The organism is Hungatella sp. (assembly GCF_046966825.1).
Genome location: NZ_JBKVCZ010000025.1, coordinates 1 through 24,028, shown reverse-complemented (window position 1 = coordinate 24,028; position 24,028 = coordinate 1). Strand labels below are relative to the sequence as shown.

At 48.4% G+C, this 24,028-nt stretch carries 16 protein-coding genes and 1 tRNA gene; 4 read left to right on the top strand and 13 right to left on the bottom strand.

Annotated elements, in window-relative coordinates:
* Position 1: 1 nt before the first annotated feature.
* The 9 genes from ACLTD4_RS10320 to ACLTD4_RS10280 all read right to left on the bottom strand — a co-directional run bounded on the left by ACLTD4_RS10320 (position 2) and on the right by ACLTD4_RS10280 (position 14,037).
* Positions 2 to 1,606 carry an AAA family ATPase gene (locus tag ACLTD4_RS10320; RefSeq protein ID WP_117623560.1) on the bottom strand — a complete coding sequence of 535 codons (1,605 nt, stop codon included), beginning with the start codon at positions 1,604 to 1,606 and terminating at the stop codon, positions 2 to 4.
* A 168-nt stretch (positions 1,607 to 1,774) separates the two neighbouring features.
* Complete coding sequence (locus ACLTD4_RS10315; protein ID WP_117623539.1) at positions 1,775 to 3,649, bottom strand: glycoside hydrolase family 2 protein; 1,875 nt, start codon at positions 3,647 to 3,649, stop codon at positions 1,775 to 1,777.
* A gap of 128 nt (positions 3,650 to 3,777) precedes the next feature.
* Positions 3,778 to 5,076, bottom strand: coding sequence for a group II intron reverse transcriptase/maturase (gene ltrA / locus ACLTD4_RS10310; RefSeq protein WP_117623538.1), 1,299 nt, complete (start codon positions 5,074 to 5,076; stop codon positions 3,778 to 3,780).
* 487 nt (positions 5,077 to 5,563) lie between these two features.
* Positions 5,564 to 6,403: a carbohydrate ABC transporter permease gene (locus tag ACLTD4_RS10305; protein ID WP_002605040.1), complete on the bottom strand. Its 840-nt coding sequence runs from the start codon at positions 6,401 to 6,403 to the stop codon at positions 5,564 to 5,566.
* A complete protein-coding gene (locus tag ACLTD4_RS10300; protein ID WP_412331296.1) occupies positions 6,387 to 7,322 on the bottom strand; it encodes a carbohydrate ABC transporter permease in 936 nt (311 codons plus the stop codon). The genes ACLTD4_RS10305 and ACLTD4_RS10300 overlap by 17 nt, the downstream gene beginning before the upstream one ends.
* Positions 7,323 to 7,498: 176 nt before the next feature.
* Complete coding sequence (locus tag ACLTD4_RS10295; protein WP_117623537.1) at positions 7,499 to 8,854, bottom strand: ABC transporter substrate-binding protein; 1,356 nt, start codon at positions 8,852 to 8,854, stop codon at positions 7,499 to 7,501.
* 447 nt (positions 8,855 to 9,301) lie between these two features.
* Positions 9,302 to 12,127, bottom strand: a complete 2,826-nt coding sequence (locus tag ACLTD4_RS10290; RefSeq protein ID WP_117623536.1) for a glycoside hydrolase family 2 TIM barrel-domain containing protein — start codon at positions 12,125 to 12,127, stop codon at positions 9,302 to 9,304.
* A 131-nt stretch (positions 12,128 to 12,258) separates the two neighbouring features.
* The gene (locus ACLTD4_RS10285; protein WP_117623535.1) at positions 12,259 to 13,131 is read right to left on the bottom strand and encodes an AraC family transcriptional regulator; all 873 of its coding nucleotides are present in this window, start codon (positions 13,129 to 13,131) and stop codon (positions 12,259 to 12,261) included.
* A gap of 24 nt (positions 13,132 to 13,155) precedes the next feature.
* Positions 13,156 to 14,037, bottom strand: coding sequence for an AraC family transcriptional regulator (locus ACLTD4_RS10280; RefSeq protein ID WP_243008232.1), 882 nt, complete (start codon positions 14,035 to 14,037; stop codon positions 13,156 to 13,158).
* A gap of 131 nt (positions 14,038 to 14,168) precedes the next feature.
* Here ACLTD4_RS10280 and ACLTD4_RS10275 point away from each other — a divergent pair, with 131 nt between their 5' ends.
* Complete coding sequence (locus ACLTD4_RS10275; RefSeq protein ID WP_117623534.1) at positions 14,169 to 17,441, top strand: tetratricopeptide repeat protein; 3,273 nt, start codon at positions 14,169 to 14,171, stop codon at positions 17,439 to 17,441.
* A 206-nt stretch (positions 17,442 to 17,647) separates the two neighbouring features.
* Here the strand turns inward: ACLTD4_RS10275 and ACLTD4_RS10270 are convergent.
* The 4 genes from ACLTD4_RS10270 to ACLTD4_RS10255 all read right to left on the bottom strand — a co-directional run bounded on the left by ACLTD4_RS10270 (position 17,648) and on the right by ACLTD4_RS10255 (position 22,137).
* Positions 17,648 to 17,720 (bottom strand) — tRNA-Ala (locus tag ACLTD4_RS10270).
* 158 nt (positions 17,721 to 17,878) lie between these two features.
* Positions 17,879 to 19,171 carry a UDP-N-acetylglucosamine 1-carboxyvinyltransferase gene (locus ACLTD4_RS10265; protein WP_002605048.1) on the bottom strand — a complete coding sequence of 431 codons (1,293 nt, stop codon included), beginning with the start codon at positions 19,169 to 19,171 and terminating at the stop codon, positions 17,879 to 17,881.
* 108 nt (positions 19,172 to 19,279) lie between these two features.
* A complete protein-coding gene (locus ACLTD4_RS10260) occupies positions 19,280 to 21,757 on the bottom strand; it encodes a hypothetical protein (protein ID WP_117623533.1) in 2,478 nt (825 codons plus the stop codon).
* A gap of 125 nt (positions 21,758 to 21,882) precedes the next feature.
* Positions 21,883 to 22,137 carry a helix-turn-helix domain-containing protein gene (locus ACLTD4_RS10255; protein WP_117623532.1) on the bottom strand — a complete coding sequence of 85 codons (255 nt, stop codon included), beginning with the start codon at positions 22,135 to 22,137 and terminating at the stop codon, positions 21,883 to 21,885.
* Positions 22,138 to 22,296: 159 nt separating this feature from the next.
* Here ACLTD4_RS10255 and ACLTD4_RS10250 point away from each other — a divergent pair, with 159 nt between their 5' ends.
* The 3 genes from ACLTD4_RS10250 to ACLTD4_RS10240 form a co-directional block, all read left to right on the top strand.
* Positions 22,297 to 22,500, top strand: coding sequence for a hypothetical protein (locus ACLTD4_RS10250; protein ID WP_055653165.1), 204 nt, complete (start codon positions 22,297 to 22,299; stop codon positions 22,498 to 22,500).
* A gap of 187 nt (positions 22,501 to 22,687) precedes the next feature.
* On the top strand, positions 22,688 to 23,560 hold the full coding sequence (locus tag ACLTD4_RS10245; RefSeq protein ID WP_181988756.1) for a GNAT family N-acetyltransferase: 873 nt from the start codon (positions 22,688 to 22,690) through the stop codon (positions 23,558 to 23,560).
* Positions 23,561 to 23,762: 202 nt separating this feature from the next.
* Positions 23,763 to 24,028, top strand: a 266-nt coding sequence (locus tag ACLTD4_RS10240) for a hypothetical protein (protein WP_412331295.1), incomplete at its 3' end; no start/stop codon positions are given.

Sequence of the window (24,028 nt, the reverse complement as noted above, 5' to 3'; positions counted from 1 at the left end):
TCTACCTTATAGCAATCACTTTGCAGTAGTGTTCTTTGCTGTCTCTATTATAAGTCATTCCGACAGCCAGTATTCTGCCTGTATACGCACTCTCGTCTCCAAGACGCCCTCGGAATTTCAGAGCGTACTTCTTATCGACGATTTGGCCGATTGCGTCGTCGGGATTCCTATCTACCTTTAGTTCAAGGATTATGCAGTCTTTCTTTGGATTAAGCGGATAAAAAAGAAAGTCTGCAAACCCTTTGCCGGCCCGGTCCTCTCTCTCTATTCGATATTCGTTCCTCGCTGACAGATAAACCAGATTTACCAATGCAGCAAGGTCGCCTTCATCGTTATAGTTTAAAATAGGGATCTCTGTATCGTGAGCAAATGACAAAATTCGCTCCATTTCTTTCGTATCCCCATTCAGCGTAGCCGCCAGCATCCGGTCAGACTCCAATGCTAATTTCGATATATACCCCATATTTTTATTGGTCAGAACGTCCTCAAACTTTTGCATCAGCTCCCTGTTAGGGATTGATACCCGGCCGTCATAGTAACTAAGGAAACCGTACACGACCATTGCGGAAAATATTTCATCTTTCGTTTCCAAATCCATGGAGACCGCAGCATAATTTTGAATTCTTACGGAAATTGCCTCTCCTGCAACCATACGCACCAGGTCTTCCCGAACCTCTGCGATATTGTTTTTGATGTAGTAAAAAATCTCGTCATATGGTCCAGAACCGGTCCAATAGCTTTGAATCTGATTAGAGCTCAATGCACAGATAACCGCCCGCGGATTAAAAATCCTGTCACCATTTGCTGTTTGGTAACCATTGTACCACTCTCTTAAACTCTCAAAATCAAAATGCGGAGTTTCCTCCAAAGACACATAACGCTCATACAATTCCGCTGTTTCTTCTTCGGTGAAACCGAAATATTCCGAATATTTTATAGATGTAGCCATATTGTATTCCACAAACATATTAAGTTCGGAACCGCTGCTGTACTTGGCAATTGGCAGTATTCCTGTCATGTATGCCAACTCCACATACCCTTTTGATTTTAAAAGTAATCTTAGAAACTGCAGGAATTTTGCCTGGTCATCTTTTGAGAACAGTTTATTATGGAACATGGAATCCCACTCATCCATAATAAAAACAAATTGTTTTCCTGTCCTGGAGAAAACCCTGTCAAGGGCTTCCCACGGGCCAGCCTCCGGTATGATACCACACTCCGGGTATTCTGCTTCCAAATCATCGGATATCTTTTTTCCGACAAAATTGATATACGTCTGATAAGAATCACAATTCCATGGCATATTGCTGAAATCGATGAATATAACATCATGTTTATTCAGATGCTTTTCGTAACAACTGCTTTTTCCAATATTCAGGTCTGCGAATATGGAACCAGAATCTACGCCCTTTTCCAGGAAAGCCGTTAACATATGTGCCATGACGGTCTTACCAAACCGCCTCGGCCTTGTGACACAGATATACTTATTAGCCGCAGATAACTCATTTAGCACTTCTTCAATCATTATCGTTTTGTCAACAAAATAATCTCCTTCGCAGATTTCTTTATACAGCGTATATGGTGCAAGTGCATTTAGATAATTCATAAAATCCCCTTCCAATATGATTATCAGCATATAGTATTCTTTTCTATTATACCAGTAATTTCATTTATAAAACAAGTCAATAATATTCAACAAAAAATTTATTCAGGAGCTTAAATAGGGAGCTGGCGCACCATGTCAGTGCGCCAGCTCCTCTTTCTCCATTTCCCCTTACATAACCCGTTCGCCATTTGGCCGGAATATTTCAATTCTTTCTTCTTCCCCGATCCCTTTCGAAGGCACACACCACCGGTCTCCCGGCTTCAGATCCGGAATATCAAGCATCTGTGTCCCGATTCTCATCCGGTATCCTTTTACCTCATAGCAGGGAAGAGTATCCCTGCATATCAGAGTAATCTCCCCCTCCTGGACGGATACCTCTACCGGAGCATACTCTCTTTGCACCGCGTAATAGGAAGGCTTCGGCTCTCCCTTAAGCCCGGCGGAACCATGAACCCGCTTCTTCCATTTTCCTTCACCGTCTTCCCCCATCTGGGTCCGGTAGTCATTCAGGCAGAAATAAATGGTTCCTGCAATATTCGGATAGCTCCTGTAGCAGTTCAATTTCTCCAGGAAAATCTCTTCTCTTCGTTCGTCTCCCCCCGAAAAGGCTGGCTCACACAGGCCAAACTCAGACGGTATGACCGGTTTATCCGGATTGGCAGCAACAATACGGTCCCATTCTCCATACTGATCCAGATCTCCGTGCCAGGTTCCGATATAATCATTGACCATAATGATATCCCCGTGTGCAGTCCCGTCCAGCGCGGGAGCTTTGAAAATCGAGTTAGAGACGTAGTTTGCCGGCCTGTCCGGATCCATACGGTGGGTATAAGCCACTGCATCCTTGATATACTGAATCGTTTCCTCCGCCTGGCCGTCCAGCTCATTTCCGACACCCCACGCAAAAACAGAGGGATGATTCCGGTGAGCACTTACCATTTCCTGAAGCTGTTCCTTAAATATTTTCCACTGCTGCTCCCCTGCTGCGGGAGGGGTTGCCCCCCAGAAGGGAACCTCCTCCTGCACCAGCATACCATGCCGGTCACACCAGTCATACACCCAATCATCCTGCTGCCAGTGAAAACGGGTGAGGATACTGTTGGATTCCTTCAGGCAGAGCAGCATTTTTTCAAGCGCTTCTTTGGGTTCTGCCATTCCACATGCGGGGTCTGAGCCCGGCATCCACTCCGTACCGGTGAGACGGACCGGCTCTCCATTCAGTATAATCTGGCTGCCTCTCACATGAATGTCCCGGAAACCGAAGACAATGGACTGCCGGTCTGTAACAGCGCCCTCCGCCTTCAGCACCAGCTTCAGCGTATAGAGGCTGGGACTGTCGAAATGCCAGAATCTTATAGAATCCAGAAGCCTCCCGGAAATCTCAGCCTGGCTTCCCCTGCATACCCCGCAGCCTTCGGTCACCAGGGTCTCTGCACCATCGCAGCCCTCGTACAGCTCCCATTCCAGAGTATGCTGCTCAGACGTACTCCCATTGATTCCGGCCTTTAAGCCAAATACGGCGCTGCCTCCGTCCTGGCGGCAGTCACTTACCGTAATCACAGGCCTGGCCGTCACCTGGGGACTGGTCAGAAAACTTCCGCCCGTAACCAGCAGTTCCACAGGCCGGATCAGACCTCCGTCATTCGCCCAGTCGAAGCTCCTTTCATAAGGGAGCATGTCAGGAGAGAAACGATTGTCCGCCTTCACCGAAAGCAGATTCTCCTCCCCGAACTTCAGATAATCCGTAAGCTCTACCGCAAACGGCGTATAACCGGAGTTCTGGTGGCAGACCACTTCCTCGCCGTTCAGCCAGACACAGGCGTCATGATAGACCGCGTGAAACAGAATCTGTACTCTCTTATTCTTCCAGTCTTCTTCCGGTATAAAGGTATAACCATACCACCCGGTTCCCCAGTAATCCTCTGTCCCTTCCTCCACATTCCACGTATGAGGAACCGACACTTCTGCCGCCTGTTCCGGACAGATCATTTCCTCTCCCAGATTGAATTTCCAGTTTTTTAAGCTTATTCTTTCCAATGCCATAATTTTTGCTCCTTATATATAATGTTCCCAGTTTAGTAAATCCACACCTCGCGATGTGAACTCCTTTGCAGAACCGTACGTGCGGCTTTCCCGCATACGGCTCTTCATAATAACTTTCACAGTCGTTGTTACTCATAGAGGTTCACATATCTTTTCGGATATGCCAGCGGATAGTATTTTAACATCTCCCGGAATCCCTCCCAGTTGTAACTTCTCTTTTGGCTTCTTCGGTTCATCATTCCATACAACAGCTTGGTTGCATGGTAATGATACTTTATCAGCATTGGTATGTTGTACGTCACTCCATAATATCGATAATGTCCGCTCAGTTTTCGATTCAGTATTTCCATGGTTTCTCTTATCGGCTTCATCAGACGCCCTTTTAACCACTTCTTTAACTCTTTTATCTTCATTCGATACTTCTTCCCGCTCGTCTTTGCTTTTACCACGAACGTTCCTTTACGGCTTTCTCCACAATAGAATGTAAATCCCAGAAAATCAAAGGTTTCCGGTTTCCCCTTCCCTTTTCTCTTCCTTCTTTCCTTCGCATACCTTCCAAACTCTATCACCCTGCTTTTGCTCGTCTCGATTTCCAGTCCAAACTTTCCCAGTCTCTCCTGCATCTGCTCATAATACTTCTCCGCTTCCCACTTATTTTCGAATCCCGCTATGTAATCATCTGCATAATTCTCCAGAAAATTTTCTCCGCTTCCTCTTTTTGTCCAGTACTCACGAAACCACAGGATCAGTACATGGTGCATATAGATATTTGCCAGCAGCGGACTAATGATATTTCCCTGGCTTGATCCCTCTTCGGCTGCGTGGTATTCCCCCGCCTCCAGCCCCCCTGCTTTTAAATACTTTTCTACCTGTCTGAGTATGTTTGGGTCTTGTATGTAATATCCCACGAACTTTAACACCCACTCGTGGTTCATATGGTCGAAGAACCCTTTGATGTCCGCATCTACGATATAGTTGATTCTTTTCCTCGTGATTTGGCCTATCATTTCTTTTACCGCCATATGACAGCTCTTTTCCGGACGGAATCCATACATGTTCCCGCGAAACTTTGGCTCATATACTGCCTCGATGATTTTCTTCAATCCCAGCTGGACGATTTTGTCTTCGTACACTGTGATTCCCAGCGGACGCATCGTTCCATTTCCTTTCGGTATGTAGACGCGCAGAGAGGGAGCTGGCTTATATGCTTTGTTCTTCAGCCGTTCCACCAGGTTTCTAATGTTCTCTTTCAGGTTTTGACTGTATTCTTCTTTTGTTACTCCATCAACACCCACTGCCTTCCTGCCGTCCAGTTCCTTATGACACTGGGTCAGCAGTTCTTCATTCAGCAAATGATAAAGTGACGTAAACTTTGGTCTGATTTCATGCGATGCTTTGTCTGCTATTCTTTCTAATTTCGTTTCCATTTATCCTCCGTCCCTGAGTACGGTAAATGTGTCCTCAGAAAGAGCGTTATTATGTACCCGCCTTCCCTCCGCCGGCATTACCCGGTTTCTTTGGTACTATGCGTGATATCCGACTGCCTGCCGTCCATTTGATTTCCTTCTTTTTATCGTTGTACGTCATACTTGCATGATTACAAGAGACAACAGGCTCTCCCCAGTTGACTGGATAGTCATAGTGAAACATGATTGGCCCTCTGACCCCGCCAGAGCCACAACACACTCGCGCTATCGCATGTCATGATACTGCCTTCCGCATGGTTAGACTGCGTCGGCCTCTGAGACTTTGTAAAATTTCGGGGCTCTATAGCATTGCAACCCTGCTTCCTTGCTGTCTACGCTTAGCCCTGCCTGTTACCAGACAACACCCAAGACTCGCTAACGGCGGCTCGCTACGCTTTGCCGTGCGGGTGTTCCACCCGCTAAACTATCCGCCCTTTTCTGGGCGCACCTAGCCTTTCACCGCGCCTGCCGCTATTCCTTTGATAAAGGTTTTGGAACAGAGGCTGAAGATCACGATCATGGGCAGAACAGACAGCGCCAGTGCGCACATAATGGCGCCATAGTCGCTTCTGAAGGAATTGGACAGGTTATTTACCATCAGCGGAATCGTGAAGAGTTCCTGTTTGTTAATCATGATAACCGGCAGCACGTAATTGTTCCAGGACCATAGAAATACCAGTGTGGAGAGTGTAAGAATCCCCGGCTTCACACAGGGAACAACGAGCCTGAAAAAGATGCCCGGCTCCGAACAGCCGTCCAGCCGTCCCGATTCCAGGAGTTCATCCGGTACCCCGTCACTGATAAACTGAGTCATGAGAAACACGCCCAGCGGATGAGCCGCCCATGCGAAGATCAGCGGAAGCAGCGTACTGGAAAGCCGCAGCGTTCTCATTTCCAGCATGTAGCCGATCAGTGAAATCTGTCCGGGGATCATCATAATAGCCATGACAAACCCAAAGATGATTTTTTTCCCTTTGAAATTATACTTTGCAAGGGCGAAGCCAATCATCGTGGAGATGAGTACACTGATCGCTACCGAACAGACAGAAACGATGATAGAGTTTAAATACGCCTGAAAATACCCCTTCGAGATAACCATGCGAAGATTATTCAGCAGATAGCTGCTCGGCAGGATCGGCATTGCCTTAAATATATCTTCACTGTAATAGGTACCCATGATAAATACGATATAGAGTGGGAAAAACATAATCAGTGTCATAAAAATCAGAAGGAGCTGTTTTACAACGGAACCTATACGTCTTCTTGCTTTATTATTCACCTTTCCCATCCTTTCCCCTGCTGAGTCTGAAGCCAACCACAGAAAACAGCATGATTATGACAAACAGTGTGTAGGCCATGGCGGAACCGTAACCCAGTCTGGAATCCTGACTGAATGCATCGTTAAAGAATTTCCATACGGTAGTAAGAGCCGTGTGGCCAGGGCCTCCGGTCTGCCCGTTCCCCAGAGAAGCCCAGCCGCTGAATAAAAGCTTAGGTTCCTCGAACATCTGCAGACCGCCGATCAGGGATGTGATAATTAAGAATCTGGTCGTATTGCGCAGCATGGGCACGGTAATCTTCGTAAATATCTTAAAATTTCTGGCTCCGTCTACAGCCGCGGCCTCGTATACCTCTGACGAAATGGACGTCATCGCCGCCAGATAAATGGTCATGTAATATCCCAGATACCTCCACACGATCATAATCACTATAATTACTTTAGAAGCAATCTCACTTCCAAGCCAGAAAAACGGTTCGTTTAAAGCTCCCAGCCAGATCAACAGCTTATTTACGTATCCCGACTGCCAGTCGAATAAGTAAGAAAAGATGAAGCCGATTGCCACAGGCGTTGTAATATACGGGAAAAAGTTTACGGTTTGATAGATTCTCTTGCCCCGCCCAATATCAAAGAGCAGATAGGCAACGCCTAAACCAAGCAGCACGGTAATGGGAGTGGAAAACGCCATTAAAATAATCGTATTTCCAAGAGATTTGAGAAACAGAGGGTCTTTCGTAAACAGATCCAGGTAATTCTTTATTCCCACAAAGGTCTTTGCCCCGAAACCATTCCAGTCATAAAAGCTGATTTTCAGAGAATACAGCATGGGAAACATGCTAAACAGAAAATAGGCAGACAGAAAGGGAAGGCAAAATAGATAAGGCCATTTACCCGCTTTATGCAGGGCACTTTTTTTCTTTTTATTCATGATTGGCTCCAATCTGTGCATTTTACATTTTGCTCCTGTTCGAACGATTGCCAGTACAGCTTTGCAGGCGTGAACAGCGAGTGCTGTTACCGCAGGATTCATGCAAAGCAGTACTGGTATGAGTCGCCGTGATAATCAGGAAAGCTGCCATTCCCGGCAGCTTTCCCTTAATCGTTCTATTTTAAGGTCGCACCCGGAATCAGTGTCTGGGTCTCTGTTTTCAGTATTTCCAGAGTCTGATCCGCTGTCATGGATGAATTGGCAGTCATCTGGGCAGCCACACTTCTCAGAGCGGTCTTCACATTCGCCTCATGCTTGGTCTGAACCTGGCCCTGCGTCGTAACGGCGATTGTATTGATAAAGTAATCAGCCAGCTTCTGGCCGCCGAAGAAATCATCATACTGTCCTTTTTCTGAGAAGAAATAGGAATTCTCATCTTCATATGGCGCCTTGAAGCCTGTCATGAAGCCATACTGCTCGTATGCTTCCTTCACACCGTCTCCCGTACAGTAGACCTCCTGGATATACTCCCATGCAGCTTCTTTATTTTTACTTCCTGAATAAATACTTACCGACGTGCCGCCGTATGTATATCCATTTCCCGGAGCCTTGGTCAGTCCCCAGTTGCCGGAACCATTGGGATCGTTGCTGGCAATTCCCCATTTTACACTCCATGGAGCACAGGGGTAGAACATAATCTCTCCCGATGAATAGCTGTTATTGTATGCCGGTGTATTATCCTCCTGTTTTCCCAGAAGTCCCGCCTGGTTAAACCGGGCTGCCGTTTCCAGAACGGATTGATACCGTCCTGTAAGGTCCACCGTATCTCCATCAATATAATTGCTTACATTCTGATTCACTAAAATACCATTCAGAAAAATCGTCATTCCAGGGAATATCGTTACCTTGCCGCCGCTCTTTTCCCTGATCTGCTCACCAACTTCAAATACCTTGTCCCAGTCGGAAATCATGGCGCTTATTTCGTCCGGATCATCCGTTCCCAAATATTCTTTTGCCAGATCCCTGCGGTATGCAAAACCGCTCGGACAGATCTGCTGTTCCACGCCGTACAGCTCACCGTTTGGCCCGGCTCCCAGCTGGGTAACAAAGTCAAACATCTCATCCGCTTTTACATTGTACGGTTCTTTATAGAGGTCCTCCAGAATACCTAAATCGAACACTTTGCCTCTGTAACCGATCTCACTCAATATAATGTCGGGGGCGCCGCTTCCGCTGGCCAGAGCGCTCTGCAGCTTCTGGAAGTAATCGTCTGTTGAGACTACCAGTGTATCAAAATTTACATTCGGATGGCGCTCATGATACCACTCCGTCATATGAGTCAGATGAGCTTCATCCCAGTCCCAGATGGTCAGAGTCACTTCCTCCCCGTCTCCGCCCCTGGTATCAGATAATGTACTTTCTTCCGCAGCCGTCGTTTTTTTACTGTCACCACTGTCAGCACTTTTGCAGCCGCTGAGAGACGTCATCACCATGGCCGCTGTAAGCAAAATAGCAAACATTCTTTTCTTCATAACAATTACTCCTTTCCTTCTCCTCGTTACGAGCACTTAGAGGCCGCATTCTGGTCTCTTACGTGCGATACATGCCGCTGTCACTCTTCAGGCGTCCTTTGGACGCTTAGTACAGCGGCTTGTAAAGCCTGTCAACAGTTACCATTTTTTTTAATTTTTGCTGAACCCCTGAAGGTTCCTGCCTGCTTTTAATAAAACAAGTATATCATCATTTATGCACAACAGAAATGATGTATATTTCCTTTTGATGGATTATTTTACACTGCTCCGTTTTTTAAAAGTGCCATTTATTCGTCATTCTGCTTATTTATAAAATATTTTTTCATACTATTTCAGCATTGTATACGATCAAGTTCCCTCTCTTTGCACGAGTCACCACACTCAGACAAGGGCCATCTCCCATAATCCGGGAGACAGCCCTTTTCCTCTAAACACCGCGTACTATATTTATCTTACCAGTTCCTCAATGATCTCCGTCTCCATACTCTGTTCAGGGTCAAATCTTTCTGAGTCCATATAATGGTAAATGGCAGACAGAAGCGCCCTCGCTTCAGGGTACTGCTGCAGCTCCTGAAGTCCCAGAGAAGAAAGCATCAGTTTTCCGTTCCCGCAGCGGCATTCCATCAGCTGAATCATGGGACGCATATAGGCATAGCTGTCCATCTCCGTAATAATCGCCTTCATCGGCTGAGGCAGAATGACCGCCCGCTGGCCGGCCATCGGCCACCACTGCCAGTTTGTATGAAATTCCGTAGGAAATTCCTCAAATAGAGGGTGTTTCTCATCTATAAGCTGCCCCATGCCGCCCTCCTGAGCAGCGAAATTACCGACAGACCAGAAATCTGTTGTAAACTGAGCCCGAATGGAGTGGGGCAGATTCTCTTCTCTGGAAGGCGGCGTCAGGTACACACGCCCGCCTGCCTCCAGAACTTCTTTCGCCCTGCTGTCCAGACGCTCTGTCTCATAGACAGATTCAGGACACACTGGATTTTCGGCAGGATAAACCCATACCGGATATGTATTGCTCATTTCTCCGATTCTTACGGTCAAATCGAGGCGGGCTGCTTTTTTAACCATATTCAGCGGAATTTCCAATGTCCCGGCATGGGTCAGCTCTCCCATCCGGCAGTCAGCCTCGGGCAGAGTCCCTTCTACTGAGATTCCGCTTCCTCTTAACTCATACACCGGTCTTTCACAGACATCCTTTTTGCCGAAATTTGCCGCCAGAATGTCCGCCTTCAGCACTTCATCCGCGCAGTATGTATATTTTTCCATCTGTACCAGAGGAAGCTGGTCTCTGAAGAAGGACTGGAACCGCTCCGGTCTGGCGAAAGGATATGGTTTGGGCTGCATATGGGAATTCATCATGCCTACAAGCGCCGTTCCCTGTCCCGGGAAATCCTGAAGCCCCAGGAGTGAAATACCGGACAGCTCTTTCGTGCGCATGGCCGCTTCTATCTCCTCCCGGTATCCAATGCGGGAAAGCTCCCCCGATGCCTCCACATACCGTTTCCATACAGGGGAAAGCCCCAGCATGTCCGCTTTTTCCTGAATTATACGGAAATTTGCCGGATCAGAAATTCCCTGGAAAGCGGTCAGCTCCTCGAAATCCGGAAGGACCTCAAACTGTCCCACCTCAAAGCTGAACACAGACTTTTGGAATGTCTGCCGCAGTTTCTCCATCGAAGCGTCATAATCAGTTCTGGTATTGGGGTACTGATTATTAATATATCCGCGGATACGCCCGGTCTTCTTCTGCGGCTCTGCTTCTCCTGCAAAGGTCCCGCGCAGAGGCGCTTCAAAATAGGACTGGGATGTATAGAAGTCGCTGTCCGGATCACAGCCAATTCTTCCATAATGTACGTTGGACCCGTTCGCGTACAGCCGCGTGCTGTCCAGAGCGCGCGCCTGCTCCAGCATACGGCTCATCCGCTCACGCCCCGTCTCGCCGGTACACAGTTCATTGCCAAAGGTAAGCATAACAAAAGAGGGATGATTGGCCAGCCAGCGGATCGTCAGGGCAAGCTCCTGCTGGTAATAGGAAAAGCTCTCCCCGGACTCAAAGGCGTCATTGGGATTCCAGTGGGACAGTTCCGGCTGCATCATCATACCGAGCCGGTCAGCCGCCGCAAACGCCGCTTCCGATGGGCAGTGAGAGTGGAAACGGACGCAGTTAATTCCATAAGCCTTGTAAGTATTCAGAATGTCCGTCCATTCATTTTCCGTCATAGGCGTATATCCGGTTTCCGGGAATTCCGCGCAGTTTGCCTCGCTTCGCAGGAAAATGGTTCTCCCATTAAGAGCGAGTCTTCCCTTTCCATTATCCCCGAAGTCCCTCACACCGAAGGTCACCCTTTTTTCTTCATCTCCTGTCAGCAGTGCCGACAGTTCATATAAGTTTCCTTCATATTCATCCCAGCGTTTTACATGTTCAGCGAGGGGAAGTCCCTCTATTCTGATCTCATTCATGCCCTCCGATAACGTGACGGGAGTGGTAATACACGTCTCCGCCAGAGCTTCGGACCGAATCGTCAGCGTCCCATGCCATACACCGTCCGCCTCCGGCATACCGGCACCGTTTGCCATGCCGGAACCGTCTTCCATTCCAGAGCAGTCTGCCGTACCGGAACCATCCTCCATTCCCGTGCCAGCCCTCAGCCCCATCCCACTCACAGACAGATCGGCTGCCACCGTAAGGGTCTGCTGCACAGGGTATACCCGCAGCGACGATAAAAAGACCTCTTTTTCTGTGCGAAGCCTCACGTATCCCAGAACTCCGTTCCAGTTGGTCTGTGTCTCGTCCGTGGCCGCCGAGGAAAATACAATGGCATCATGCGGCAGTCCGGGATAGCTGTTATCCGAAACAAGAGTCAGCTCTGTATCCTCACCCAGCATTCCCGTCACCTCAAACACCTGAGGCGTATTAATGGAGGCCGGAATAAAATGAGGCACCTCATTGCCATCCACCAGCAATTTCAGGCAGCGTGAGCGCTCCGCCTCCAGAAAGACCCGTTCCCCCTCCTCCTGCTTAAAAGATATTCTGCGGGAAAAAAGCGCCTCTCCTTCATACGTATACTTTCTGGTAAAACGCGTGGCTATGGGCGCATCGGGATTAAACCCTTCGCCGCCATTCTCTGCGTCAGAATGCCACTGGTTCAGCCCCAGATCCTTATGCCCCAGCCTGTTTTCATCCAACGTTCCCGGCAGTCTGATATCCCCCTCTGTTCCGTCACTTAAAACCGCTTTCCAATTCCCCTCTAATGAATAATACATGTCCCGCTCCTTCTGCTGAAATACTTAAGCCTTTTTCTGTAACTGCTGCAACTGTTTTTACTATACTATAAACAAAAGCAGAAGTATTTCCTAATGTTGCGGAATTTGTTTCAAAAAAATGCGGTTATTCCCTATGCCGTACTGTTGCGGTACTCCGTAGGTGTAATCCCCATTTTCTTCTTAAAAGCCGTGCAGAACGCGCTCTCACTGGGAAATCCCGCGTCCAGGCCAATATCCTTAACCGAAAGGCCGGTGTTCTTCAGCATATACTTTGCCGCGCTGATTCTGATATTTACGATGTATTCGTGAGGCGTAAAACTGGTATAGCTCTTAAACATGCGGATAAAGTGGTACTGGCTGAGCATCGCCTGTTCGGCCAGCGTCTGAATCGTAATTTTTCCGGTAAAATGCTCATTGATATAAGAAATTACATTTTCCATTCCAATGGAATCCCCGTCCCACACGGAGACTCTCCCAACCTTCCTGGATCCGGGCCGCTCCGCCTGATCCATGAGAAGAGCGGTCCAGATGTCGGTCAGCTGCTTGGACAACAGCGCCTCACGTATGGGCCTTCCCTCTGCAAAGGTCTGATAAATGGCTGTCATCTTATTCAGCACAGGATAGTCATCAACAAGCGTAAAAATATTGCCCAGATAAGACACCGTCAGGTCGTAATACGCCCTGACCATTTGCCCGTCAAAATGACACCAGATGCTCTCCCATCCCGTGTCTGAGTAATAGGCATGAGGGCGGTAACAGTCCAGGAGGACAAAGCTGCCCATACCGGCCGTCTGCTTTTTCCCCTCACATTCCAGTATAAACTGCCCTTTTTGTACGTACATCAGCAAATAGCTGTCGTAGGAGGTCCTGCGCAGCACATAATGGGGTTCATAAATAAAGTGTCCGGTGCATATTGGATAGAAAAATGTATTTCGTGCCACCGCACTGGGAGAATAAACAAAATATTCCGATTCCGGCGCAATCCGGTTTTCGTTTACTTTCACGCAGAATTCCTCCCTCCAGGCCCGTCATTCTTTATAATGAAAATAGTCGCTGTTTTTATATTCCTTCGGCGACATCCCCACCACATTTTTAAATACACGGGAAAAATAATACTGGTCTGAGTAACCCAGATTCTGAGCCACTTCATAGATGTACATGTCGGTGGTGCGCAGCATGGCGCACGCCTTTTTCATCTTCAAATGTATAAAGAAGTCCAGAGGCGCATGGCGGGTATATTTCTGAAAAATAGAATTCAGATAACTCCTGGACAGCTCAAATTCATCCACGATCATCTTAAGCGTAAGGTTTTCATTTAAATGCTTGTACATATATCGGATCACATTGGTCACGTGCCGGTTCTGTTCCTGAGTCGAATTGTGCTTTTCACGGTCGTAGGTCTCCGCCAGAATCAGGGACAGAACCTGTGAAATATAGATGAAATTGCCCAGAGTATAGTTCGCCTCCAGAACCCGGAACAGCAGCTCAAACAGAAACAGCATACGGTTCGTGGCATTCTGAGAGTTCAGTTTTACCACACGATACTCCATAAGGGGGAAATACCGGACGTCCTCTCCCTTAAAATGCACCCACAATATACTCCATGGATCTTCCTCACACGCATAGTAACGGTGTCCCGTAAACTGCGGAATACAGAACGCCTCATTTTCATAGAGCACATATTTGCTGCCCGCTACTTCAATGGTACCACTGCCCTCCATGCAGTAAATGAAGATAAATTCTTCAATTCCATCTCTTCTCTCCCGGTAATGGTGCGCCGCACAAGGGAAAAATCCCACATCGGTCAGATACATTCTTCTTACCTGAGGATGCTCCACATAATCCCGGAAGGATTCCGTAGGAAGCACAAACATCCGCTCTCCCTTAAACCCGTCTCTTTTCCATCCCATAAAATTATCCATGAATGGAGAATATCATATTTGCGGAATATTGTCCATCTTTATTCATGATAAGGCATTTCTATTTCTATTTTTGCCATGATAAAATAGCGTTATAATTAAAGTAGAGAGAGGGATTTATTATGGCAAAACATGTAAGAATCTGGGAGGAGGATTGTATCATCCCTACCTATTCGATGGCTCCTCCGGAAAAAAGTCCTTTATTTATTGAAAAAAGAGCTTATCAGGGAAGCACGGGCAAGGTATATCCCCTTCCTGTCACTGAAAAGGTATTGGACGATAAAAAGGATGTATCCTATCGTGCCGTATATCTGGAAAACGAATATCTAAAGGTCTGTGTGCTTCCTGAACTGGGCGGCAGGATCCAAAGGGCCTACGATAAGACGAACGGGTACGATTTTGTCTATTACAATCATGTGATTAAACCCGCCCTCGTCGGGCTCACCGGACCATGGATCTCCGGCGGAATCGAATTTAACTGGCCCCAGCATCACAGGCCATCCACCTACTCACCAGTCGATTATACATTTACCTCCAATGACGACGGTTCCTGCACCATATATGTCGGTGAGACGGACAAGATGTATGGCACAAAAGGGATGGCCGCTATCTCCCTTTATCCGGGAAAGGCCTATATTGAAATCAAAGGCCAGCTTTATAATCATACGGATCTTCCCCAGACCTTTTTGTGGTGGGCAAATCCCGCGGTTCCGGTTAATGATGATACGTTTTCTGTCTTTCCTCCGGATGTTCATGCCGTCATGGACCATGGAAAACGGGCTGTTTCCACATTTCCCATCGCCACCGGTGAGTATTACAAATGCGACTATTCCGCAGGCGTGGACATCTCCCGCTATAAAAATGTAAAGGTTCCTACATCCTACATGGCCGCTCACTCCGATTATGATTTTATCGGAAATTACGATGAAAATCTGGAAGCGGGACTGCTCCACGTCGCGGATCACCATGTCTCTCCGGGTAAAAAACAGTGGACCTGGGGAAACGGCGACTTCGGCCGTACCTGGGACAGGAATTTAACGGAAACCGACGGACCCTATATTGAGCTGATGACCGGCGTATTCACCGACAATCAGCCTGATTTTACATGGCTGAAGCCTCACGAAGAAAAGACCTTTGTACAGTATTTCATGCCCTATAAAGGGGTGGGACGGGTAGGAAACGCCACCAGAGAGGCAGCCGTAGGTCTGTCTGAAGGCACGGATGGGACTGCCGTTCTAAAAGTTTACACGACCGGCGTATATGAACAGGCAAAAATTCAGGTTACACAGAAAAATCCCCGGGCCCTTCTTTATGAGAACACCGCAGACTTAAGCCCGGAAACAAGCTACGCAGCTTCCTTCCCCGCGCCGGAAAGGCTGAGCGGCTGCACCGTGACGGTTTCCTGTGGGAATAAAGTATTAGTGGAATACACCGTCTATGAGAAACAGCCCGAGCCGATACCAGAGCCAGCGGAACCGATGAAATCCCCGGAGGAAATGAAGTCCACGGAAGAGCTGTATCTGGCCGGGACTCATTTGGAGCAGTATCGTCACGCCACCTTTGAACCTGCGGATTATTATCTGGAGGGGCTGAAAAGGGATTCCACGGATATCCGTCTGAATAACAGCTACGGTCTTCTGCTCTATAAGAGAGGACGTATCAAAGACAGCATCCCTTATTTCCGGGCTGCCATTAAAAAGCAGACGTGGAAGAATCCGAATCCCTATTCGGGAGAGTGCTGGTTTAACCTGGGTCTGGCCCTGATGGCCGACGGACAGAAGGAAGAGGCTTACGATGCCTTCTATAAGGCCACCTGGAGCGCGGAAACACAAAGCTCCGCCTTTTACTGGCTGGCCTGTCTGGCCTCGGAGAAGGGCGCGTACGAGGATGCACTGGATTTTGCCTCCAAGTCCATGCTAAGAAACTGGCATAATATGAAGGCCCGATCCCTAAAAGCGGCTCTCCTCCGTAAGCTCGGGCTGGATCCCTCCGCCCTGTTAAAGGAAAGTCTTGAGATCGATCCGCTTTATATGAGCTGTCTTTATGAACAGGCTGTATATGACGGCCGCTTTGACTACTGGAAAGAAAAGATGCGCGGAGAATCCCACAATTACCTGGAGGTCTCCCTGGACTATATGAATGCCGGCTTCTATGAGGATGCGCTCTCTGTTCTCAATGCCTGCAAAGACAGCAATCCCATGTGTCAGTACTATCAGGGCTATATCCATACCAGACGGAACGAACCGGATAAAGCCATATCCTGCTTCACCCAGGCGGAAGCGGCCTCGCCGGACTACTGTTTCCCCAATCGTGTGGAGGAAATACGTATTCTGGAAACAGCGGTCGAATTACTGCCTGAGGCGCCCATGGCTCACTACTACCTTGGAAACCTGTTATACGATAAGAAACAGTATGAATCCGCGATCGCCCACTGGGAGAAGGCCGTAGAACAGAAAGACGGTTTGGCCTTAGCCCACCGGAATCTGGCCATTGCCTGCTATAACAAGCTGCAGGATGGGGCCAGGGCTGAAAAGGAGATGAAAACGGCCTGCGCCATTGATCCTGATTATCCACGTTTTCTGTTGGAATACGACCAGCTGGCGGCCAGACTGAACCAGTCAAACACAGAGAGGCTGGAACGGCTGGAGTCCCGCCCTGATCTGGTCCATGACCGGGACGATTTGTATCTGCGATATATTACCCTGCTGAACTGTACCGGAAAATGGGAGGCTGCCCTGGATGCGCTATGCACCCACCATTTCCATCCATGGGAAGGCGGAGAAGGCAAGGCAAGCACCCAGTACCGCTATGCGCTGATCCGGCTGGCTCAGCGGGAGCTGGAGGCAGGACGCCCTCACGATGCCCTGACCTGTTTGACGGCGACGCTCTCCTATCCGGAAAACCTGGGTGAGGGAAAGCTGCCCAACGTGCCTGACAATGAAGCCCACTATTACATGGGAATCGCTTACCGTCAAATGAAAGAGGAAGAAAAAGCCACTGAGTATTTTCTCCTGGCCGCCTCGGGTCCTCAGGAACCGGGAAGCGTACTATACTATAACGATCAGCCTTCAGACTTTATTTTCTATCAGGGTCTGGCAAATCTGGAACTGGGACGGCCCGAAGCCGCCAGAAAGGCATTCCATCAGCTGATCTTTTATGGAGAAAAACATTTATTTGATGAGGCAGCCTATGACTTTTTTGCCGTATCCCTTCCTGAAATTGAGGTTTTCCAGGATGATATTCAGCTGCGCAGCACGCAGTACTGCAATTATCTGCGGGCGCTCGGAGCTCTGGGACTGGGTGAAAAGGAGAAAGCAGCCGGACTCTTCCGGGAACTGCTGGAGAAACAGGCCGACTATCAGGGCGCACTGGCCCTGCTTGACAGAGTGGAGTAGCCAAAAAGAGTGTCACATCAACGATATCGGCTGATGTGACACTCTCTTTGATTGCAAAGCGCAGAAAAGTAATTCCACGTACAACTTTCTGCACAGGCAAGAAAAATCGGACCCTTTCACGTAAAGCAGAAAAAGAAAAATCCGAACCTGCTGTTAAAAAGTTCAATACAAAAATAAAAGGCCTGGTATCTACCAGACCTTTACCGTGGAGCATATGGGATTCGAACCCACGACCTTTCACATGCGAAGCGAACGCGCTCCCAGCTGCGCCAATGCCCCTTACCTTGCACAGTATAGCACGATTATCCAAATTTTGCAATCCTGTTTCTGCACGATTTTTATATCGATTCATAACAAGAGCAGCCGTATTGAAAAACAAATGACCTGTTTTCAACACAGCGCTCCTCCCTTTTTCCCTTACTGCTGGTCTAACTCACTCATCCGACCTTCAATTTGAATTTCTTCGCGTCTTTTTCGGAATCCACTTTTTCAATCATCGCGCCGAGTCCCTGAAGCTTCTCTTCAAAGCACTCGTAACCACGCTGTATATATCCGATCTCTTCCACAATCGTATAGCCTTCTGCTGCGAGTCCCGCGATCACAAGCGCTGCTCCCGCACGCAGGTCAGGCGCGTTCACCGATGCACCGGTAAGCTTCTTGACGCCGTCGATAACGGCTACGTTGCCTTCTACTTTTACGTTGCCGCCCATACGGGACAGCTCATCTACGTAGCGGAAACGATTCTCAAAGATACTTTCGGTTACAACACTGGCTCCTTCCGCAAGCGCAAGCGTCACCGTCATCTGCGGCTGCATATCGGTCGGAAATCCCGGATACGGCAGTGTCTTGATATCGGTATGTCTCTGAAGGGTCTTGCCTACCACGCGCACCGCGTCGTCAAATTCCACCACTTCACAGCCCATCTCAAGAAGCTTGGCTGAAATAGCCTCCAAATGCTTCGGTATCACATTCTTTACGGTAACGTCACCGCGGGTAATCGCCGCAGCGCACATAAAGGTGCCCGCCTCGATCTGGTCCGGAATAATGGAATACTCCGTGCCGTGAAGCTTTCTTACACCCTTGATACGGATGGTATCCGTACCGGCTCCCTTAATGTTGGCGCCCATACTGTTTAAGAAGTTCGCCACGTCAACCACATGGGGTTCCTTCGCCACATTCTCCAATATGGTCTGTCCTTCTGCAAGGGTTGCCGCCATCATGATATTAATGGTCGCACCCACAGAGACCACATCCAGATAGATATGGCTGGCAACTAAATCAATGGCATGCGCAATCACCGCGCCGCGCTCGATCTTTACTTCCGCACCTAACGCACGAAAGCCCTTTAAATGCTGGTCGATCGGCCTGCTGCCGATGTTGCATCCGCCCGGAAGCGGCACCTGAGCGCTCTTATACTTGCCCAGCATAGCCCCGATAAAATAATAAGAGGCTCTGATTTTACGGATATATTCGTCATCCACGGAAACTTCGTGGATGTACTTCCCATTAATACGGACGGTATGTCTGTCAATACGCTCAACATCAGCTCCGATTTCCTCGATGGCTTCCAGTAATACATTGATATCCCTGACGTCAGGAAGATTCTCGATAACAACGTCTTCATCCGTCATGATGGAAGCAGCAAGAATACCCAGGGCAGCATTCTTGGCTCCGCCGATGGTTACTTCTCCAGCCAGCGGATTGCCGCCTTTCATAATATATTGTTCCATTCCACACCTCTGATTATGATCTAATCTATTACAAATTTATTAAGTTTTTCTTTTGTGTCTTTAATGATTATAACATATCCTGCGGATTTGTAAAGAGAACGCACTTTCTTATTCCGTAAAAACGCCGCAGACGAAGTCATTTCCGACATTTGAAAAATACTGAGAGGCGTCATTTAAGCCCATTTTACGGGCTTCTTTTGTCGTTGGATTGTAAATGGTTACATTGTACTGATCGTATCCGCTGATTAGCTCGTAACCGCCGTTTTCCATATAAACAGCCACCGGACAGCCCCTGCTAATAAAGTACAGAACCTGATTTAAAATACAGCCTCGGGCATCCAGCATCAGGATTCCGTCATCGTAATGCATGCTTCCGCTGAATTCATCCATATGGCGGATCAGCAGTGCTCCCTTGTTCTCCGGATCCTTGATGCTGCGGGCAGGCGAACGGTTTACACGGTTCCAGACGATCTCCTGGTTTTTGTCCGTCACCACGCCCATCTTATCGTATGCCAGATTCAGCGCCTCCGTAAAGCTCCGGCTGCTTCCCAGATAATGGCCGGCGCCATAGGCGTAAAACAGGCTTTCCGATGGCCCTGCATTTGACTTTAACTCCACCACCTCGGCGGACTCATACGCCATCTTCTTCGGTACGGAAACCTTCACGTCATGAGACGCAGCCTCCTTATCGAGCTGCACAAAATACAGCTTTCTCCGGTCCTCAGATGCGTACCAGCCGATCCCCTTTAACGGATCTTCCTTCAGCTCCTCATTGCAGACAATAATATCATCTTTTAATTTCGTATAGGACTGGTCTCCGGTCCCCGCGATCTTCGTCAGACGAATCCGGTTCTCCTCTACCTCCACATCGGCAATATACGTATCGGGATACTCATACTGGTTGACGATTGCTCCCGTATCATCCATGATCTCCAGGCGGTACATGGGGGCATCCTTTACGCGTCCGTTTTCAATCCACATATCGCCCTCCCGCGCCAGTCCATAGATGAAATCATCACCGACGAAGCCCAGAGGCCGGCAGAGACTGCCGTCTTCCCCGGTGATCTCCTTCTTGCTTCCCGTGTCTAAGTCCATCAGATGGATCACCCTGGAGCCGTAGGGATCACTGCCCTCCTGCCATGCGAAACGCCGTTCGCTTCTGCTCACCGCGAAGCTTCCATCCGTCAGGGAATCTGCCAGAACCATGTATTCGTTGCTGTTTAAATCGATGCCGTAGACGGCGTGATCCGCCATCATATACAGCATACCGTTGCTTCCCAGATGGGCCAGCTTATCGATGTCATCCTTCAGCATCTCAAAGGACTGGGTCACGGGCGTAAAGAATTTCTCTTTAATGGCGTTCTCGTCACTGCTGTACTGGTACATGGCGATTCCCATAGCACCCTCGTGAATCCCCCGGTTCATATATCCGTAAACGATAAAATTCACATCGCCGTTATCGCCAATGGAGAGAATCCTGATATCGTGCTGGTCGTAGCCGTTACGGATCTCATCTTCGTCGCCGCTGCGGAAGGAGAAGATCTTGACTGCCTTCTCGGAGGACTGGTCATAGGACCACAAGTCTCTGTTGACCACATATGCGATATGGCGTCCATCCGGACTCGCCTCCGTCCGGACTTCACTGTCATTCATGATCCCCAGCATAATACGCTTGCCGGAAAACAGATCACGCTGTCCGGAAAAAATCTGGTTGGTATTTCGCTCAAAATCCATCAGATAAATGCGCTTGCTGTCCCACTTCATGGTGAAATCATCTTCCACCTCGTAGAGCTCGTTGATTCCGTTTTCCGCGGTCCTCGTTATCTGGTAATCCAGGCGGACAGTACACATAATTCCGTCTAAATCCTTCAGCGTCACACGGATATCCCCGACAGGCTTCACGTCCAGGCCGGCCCAGGTAAGCTGGGAGAAGCTGGATCGTATGGTCACGTGACCCAGAGAGCTGTTGTCCTCCGTCGCATTTGTCTCCAGATATGTCGTCAGCTCTCTCGCCTGATCGTAGTCAAAAGTCTTCGTGGTGAAGTTTACGGCGAAATCTATCATATCCTTGACATTCTCATTGTCTGTCCACAGGATACGGGTGTAATAGCGGACCTCGCCCTGTTCCGCCGTGTCCAGAGAGAGAATCAGCAAATACTCCCTGTCCTTGGACAGAAGATTCTGAATAGGAAGCACAGCCGTCGTCTTCCCATCCGCCGTATCCCATTCAGTCAGGCTCGTGCGCTCCACGAGGCGCTCCAGATTCAGACTTCTCACCTCATAACTGATGCCGCGTATGCTGCCGCCAAAGTCCGCGATCCGGATATTTAACGCGCGGTCAGACGGAAGGACGGTAAGCGAATCTCTCGCCACCGCCTGCTTCATATCCTGTGTATAACCGTGCAGAAAATTAACGTCTCTACCGAACATGGTGGCCGAGACCACCGGAAGAGCCGCCTCATCCATGGCAGTATAAACAATGGAGTCAGGTTTTTCTGTTCTTTTCTGATTCCACACAAAGTAGATTGCGATCGCCGCAATAAATATAATAAATAGTATTCCTATCTTTTTCCCTAATCGTTTCATGTCAGACTTCCTCTATTTTCCCTATGTTTCCCTTTTATTCTATACAATATCCAACAAAACTACAACTTAAAACTTTATTAACCTGCAGCCGGGAAGGGGGATAAAGCCGGCATTCTCCGAAAATATCAGGATTTTCTCTGATCCGGAATCGGTACAAAGAACTCGCTGTAGTCAGCTCCGAATATCCGTTTTAACACCATCATTTCCGTGGCCCGGATATTTGCCAGGCCGACTTCAATTTTCGCATAACTTCCCCTTGTTATGTTGCACTCCATCAGCTGCATCCGCGCCACAGTCTGTTCCTGTGTAAGCCCCGCCCGTTTCCGTAATTTTCTGATATTATAACCGATTACAATATCCTGTTTAATCTTCTGCTCCATCTCATTTTGCTCCTTATAACGAACATTTTCAATTGATTCTATCTTATCCAGGTTCTATAATTGCTCTATATACGGAGCATTATTCATTTACTGTTTTATTCCAGTCATATTTTGTCCGTTTATGTAATATATTAGTAATATAGAAAGGATTGATACGGCATGATAAGAAAAAACACAGGGGAACTCACACCAAAAGAGGAAAGGGAGCTGCTGCAGGAATTTGAATGTGTGGACAGGTATTGTGACGCAGTAATACCGCCTGCTCCAAAAGGTGAATTCGAAAAAATAATTGCGGAGATGAAAAAAAGGAACATTGTTCCACAAATCAGGGAGGAATTAAGAAAAAGATTTGGAAGATGGTGAAATCTGCAGCGGATGGCCATTTTACATTCCATATACATAAAATATTTGACATCACATGATCCGGATTCTATACTATAAGTCTGATAGCCGCAGCAAAAAAACTGACTCTGGTTTCTGAAGCGCGGTTGATAACAACGAGTTAATCCGGCGCATGTGCCATTGTGCTGCACTGCTCGGAAAGGATGGGATGATGACTGACCGTTATATACTGGACAAGTCTGTGAGGATAAACGATGCGGTTCGGGCATCCTACAATGAACTGACGGCAAAAACATTCGGATTTACGTTTGAAGAATGGTACCGCCAGGGATTCTGGACTGACAAAAATGTCCCTTACGCGCTGCGCGATGGGACGAAAGTGATATCAAATGTATCCGTCAACCCCATGGATATTCTTTGGAATGGGGAAATGCGGAGGTATGTGCAGCTGGGGACTGTCATGACGGATCCGGAATACCGGGGCAGAGGGCTGGCGCGTATTCTGATCAGTGAGATTTTAAAAGACTGGAGGGACCGGTGCGATGCCATGTTTCTCTTTGCCAATGACTCCGTTCTGGACTTCTATCCCAGATTTGGCTTTATCAGGGAATCCACGTACCAGTTCCGCCGGCCGGTGATTCCCAATCCCGGCGGAATGAGAAAGCTGGATATGGAATGCAGTGCCGACAGGGAACTGCTTCGTTCCTGCTATTTGAAATCCAATCCGTTTTCACAGCTGACAGTCGTAAACAATTTTGAGCTTCTAATGTTTTATTCTATCAGTTTTATGAAAAACTGTATATTTTATTTGAAAAAATTTGATGCGGTTATAATAGCCGAGTATGAAGATACGGTAATGACGTGTTACGATATCTTCTGCGATCCCCATCAGGAACTGGATGCCATTCTCTCCGCGTCGGCAAAAGAAGACACTGCATTTGCAGATCTGGGCTTTTCGCCAGTATCCGGGGGCACCTGCGTTCCCACGGAAGAAAAGGGGGACACGCTCTTTTTGCTGAAGGGAAAAGAGAATATATGGAAGGGAAGGCAGCTCACCTTCCCACACCTGTTTCATACTTAGAGCATGTTTGAATAATGCTTTCCGCCAGAGACGTGACAGTGACAACGACGGCGGCAACGACGGCGCAGCAGATCTACGACCAGCTTCGCAGACGTGAAACGGAATAAGGCCCGGGATATCCTGTAATAAAAGGAAATCCCGGGCCTTATCCCATATCCTGCTGCCATAATCCCTGGTCCGTTATCCAGGGGCAGTCCAGGAGGTGACTCTTTCAGAAAAGCGAAGCTTTAAAAACAGAACCCTGTACGGCACCGTCTGCGATGCATCTCATTCAAAAGCAGAATCTTTACAATATCATTCAGCCAGTTATTTCCCGGATTCTGAGGCGGCCGCGGTGGTTGCGGCGGACGCGGCGGCTGCGGCGGACGTGGCGGCGGTCCCCATGGAGGCGGCCCCCACGGTGGCTGAGGCGGGCGCGGCGGCTGCGGTGGCTGCGGCGGACGTGGCGGCTGCGGCGGGCGCGGTGGC

What these genes read in the sequence shown, in the direction of transcription:
- ACLTD4_RS10320 (WP_117623560.1), bottom strand. Translation starts at nt 1,606, where the DNA reads ATGAATTATCTAAATGCACTTGCACCATATACGCTGTATAAAGAAATC.
- ACLTD4_RS10280 (WP_243008232.1), bottom strand. Translation starts at nt 14,037, where the DNA reads ATGGGATGGAAAAGAGACGGGTTTAAGGGAGAGCGGATGTTTGTGCTT.
- ACLTD4_RS10275 (WP_117623534.1), top strand. Translation starts at nt 14,169, where the DNA reads ATGGCAAAACATGTAAGAATCTGGGAGGAGGATTGTATCATCCCTACC.
- ACLTD4_RS10305 (WP_002605040.1), bottom strand. Translation starts at nt 6,403, where the DNA reads ATGGGAAAGGTGAATAATAAAGCAAGAAGACGTATAGGTTCCGTTGTA.
- ACLTD4_RS10300 (WP_412331296.1), bottom strand. Translation starts at nt 7,322, where the DNA reads ATGAATAAAAAGAAAAAAAGTGCCCTGCATAAAGCGGGTAAATGGCCT.
- ACLTD4_RS10260 (WP_117623533.1), bottom strand. Translation starts at nt 21,757, where the DNA reads ATGAAACGATTAGGGAAAAAGATAGGAATACTATTTATTATATTTATT.
- ACLTD4_RS10250 (WP_055653165.1), top strand. Translation starts at nt 22,297, where the DNA reads ATGATAAGAAAAAACACAGGGGAACTCACACCAAAAGAGGAAAGGGAG.
- ACLTD4_RS10265 (WP_002605048.1), bottom strand. Translation starts at nt 19,171, where the DNA reads ATGGAACAATATATTATGAAAGGCGGCAATCCGCTGGCTGGAGAAGTA.
- ltrA (WP_117623538.1), bottom strand. Translation starts at nt 5,076, where the DNA reads ATGGAAACGAAATTAGAAAGAATAGCAGACAAAGCATCGCATGAAATC.
- ACLTD4_RS10315 (WP_117623539.1), bottom strand. Translation starts at nt 3,649, where the DNA reads ATGGCATTGGAAAGAATAAGCTTAAAAAACTGGAAATTCAATCTGGGA.
- ACLTD4_RS10295 (WP_117623537.1), bottom strand. Translation starts at nt 8,854, where the DNA reads ATGAAGAAAAGAATGTTTGCTATTTTGCTTACAGCGGCCATGGTGATG.
- ACLTD4_RS10245 (WP_181988756.1), top strand. Translation starts at nt 22,688, where the DNA reads ATGATGACTGACCGTTATATACTGGACAAGTCTGTGAGGATAAACGAT.
- ACLTD4_RS10255 (WP_117623532.1), bottom strand. Translation starts at nt 22,137, where the DNA reads ATGGAGCAGAAGATTAAACAGGATATTGTAATCGGTTATAATATCAGA.
- ACLTD4_RS10290 (WP_117623536.1), bottom strand. Translation starts at nt 12,127, where the DNA reads ATGTATTATTCATTAGAGGGGAATTGGAAAGCGGTTTTAAGTGACGGA.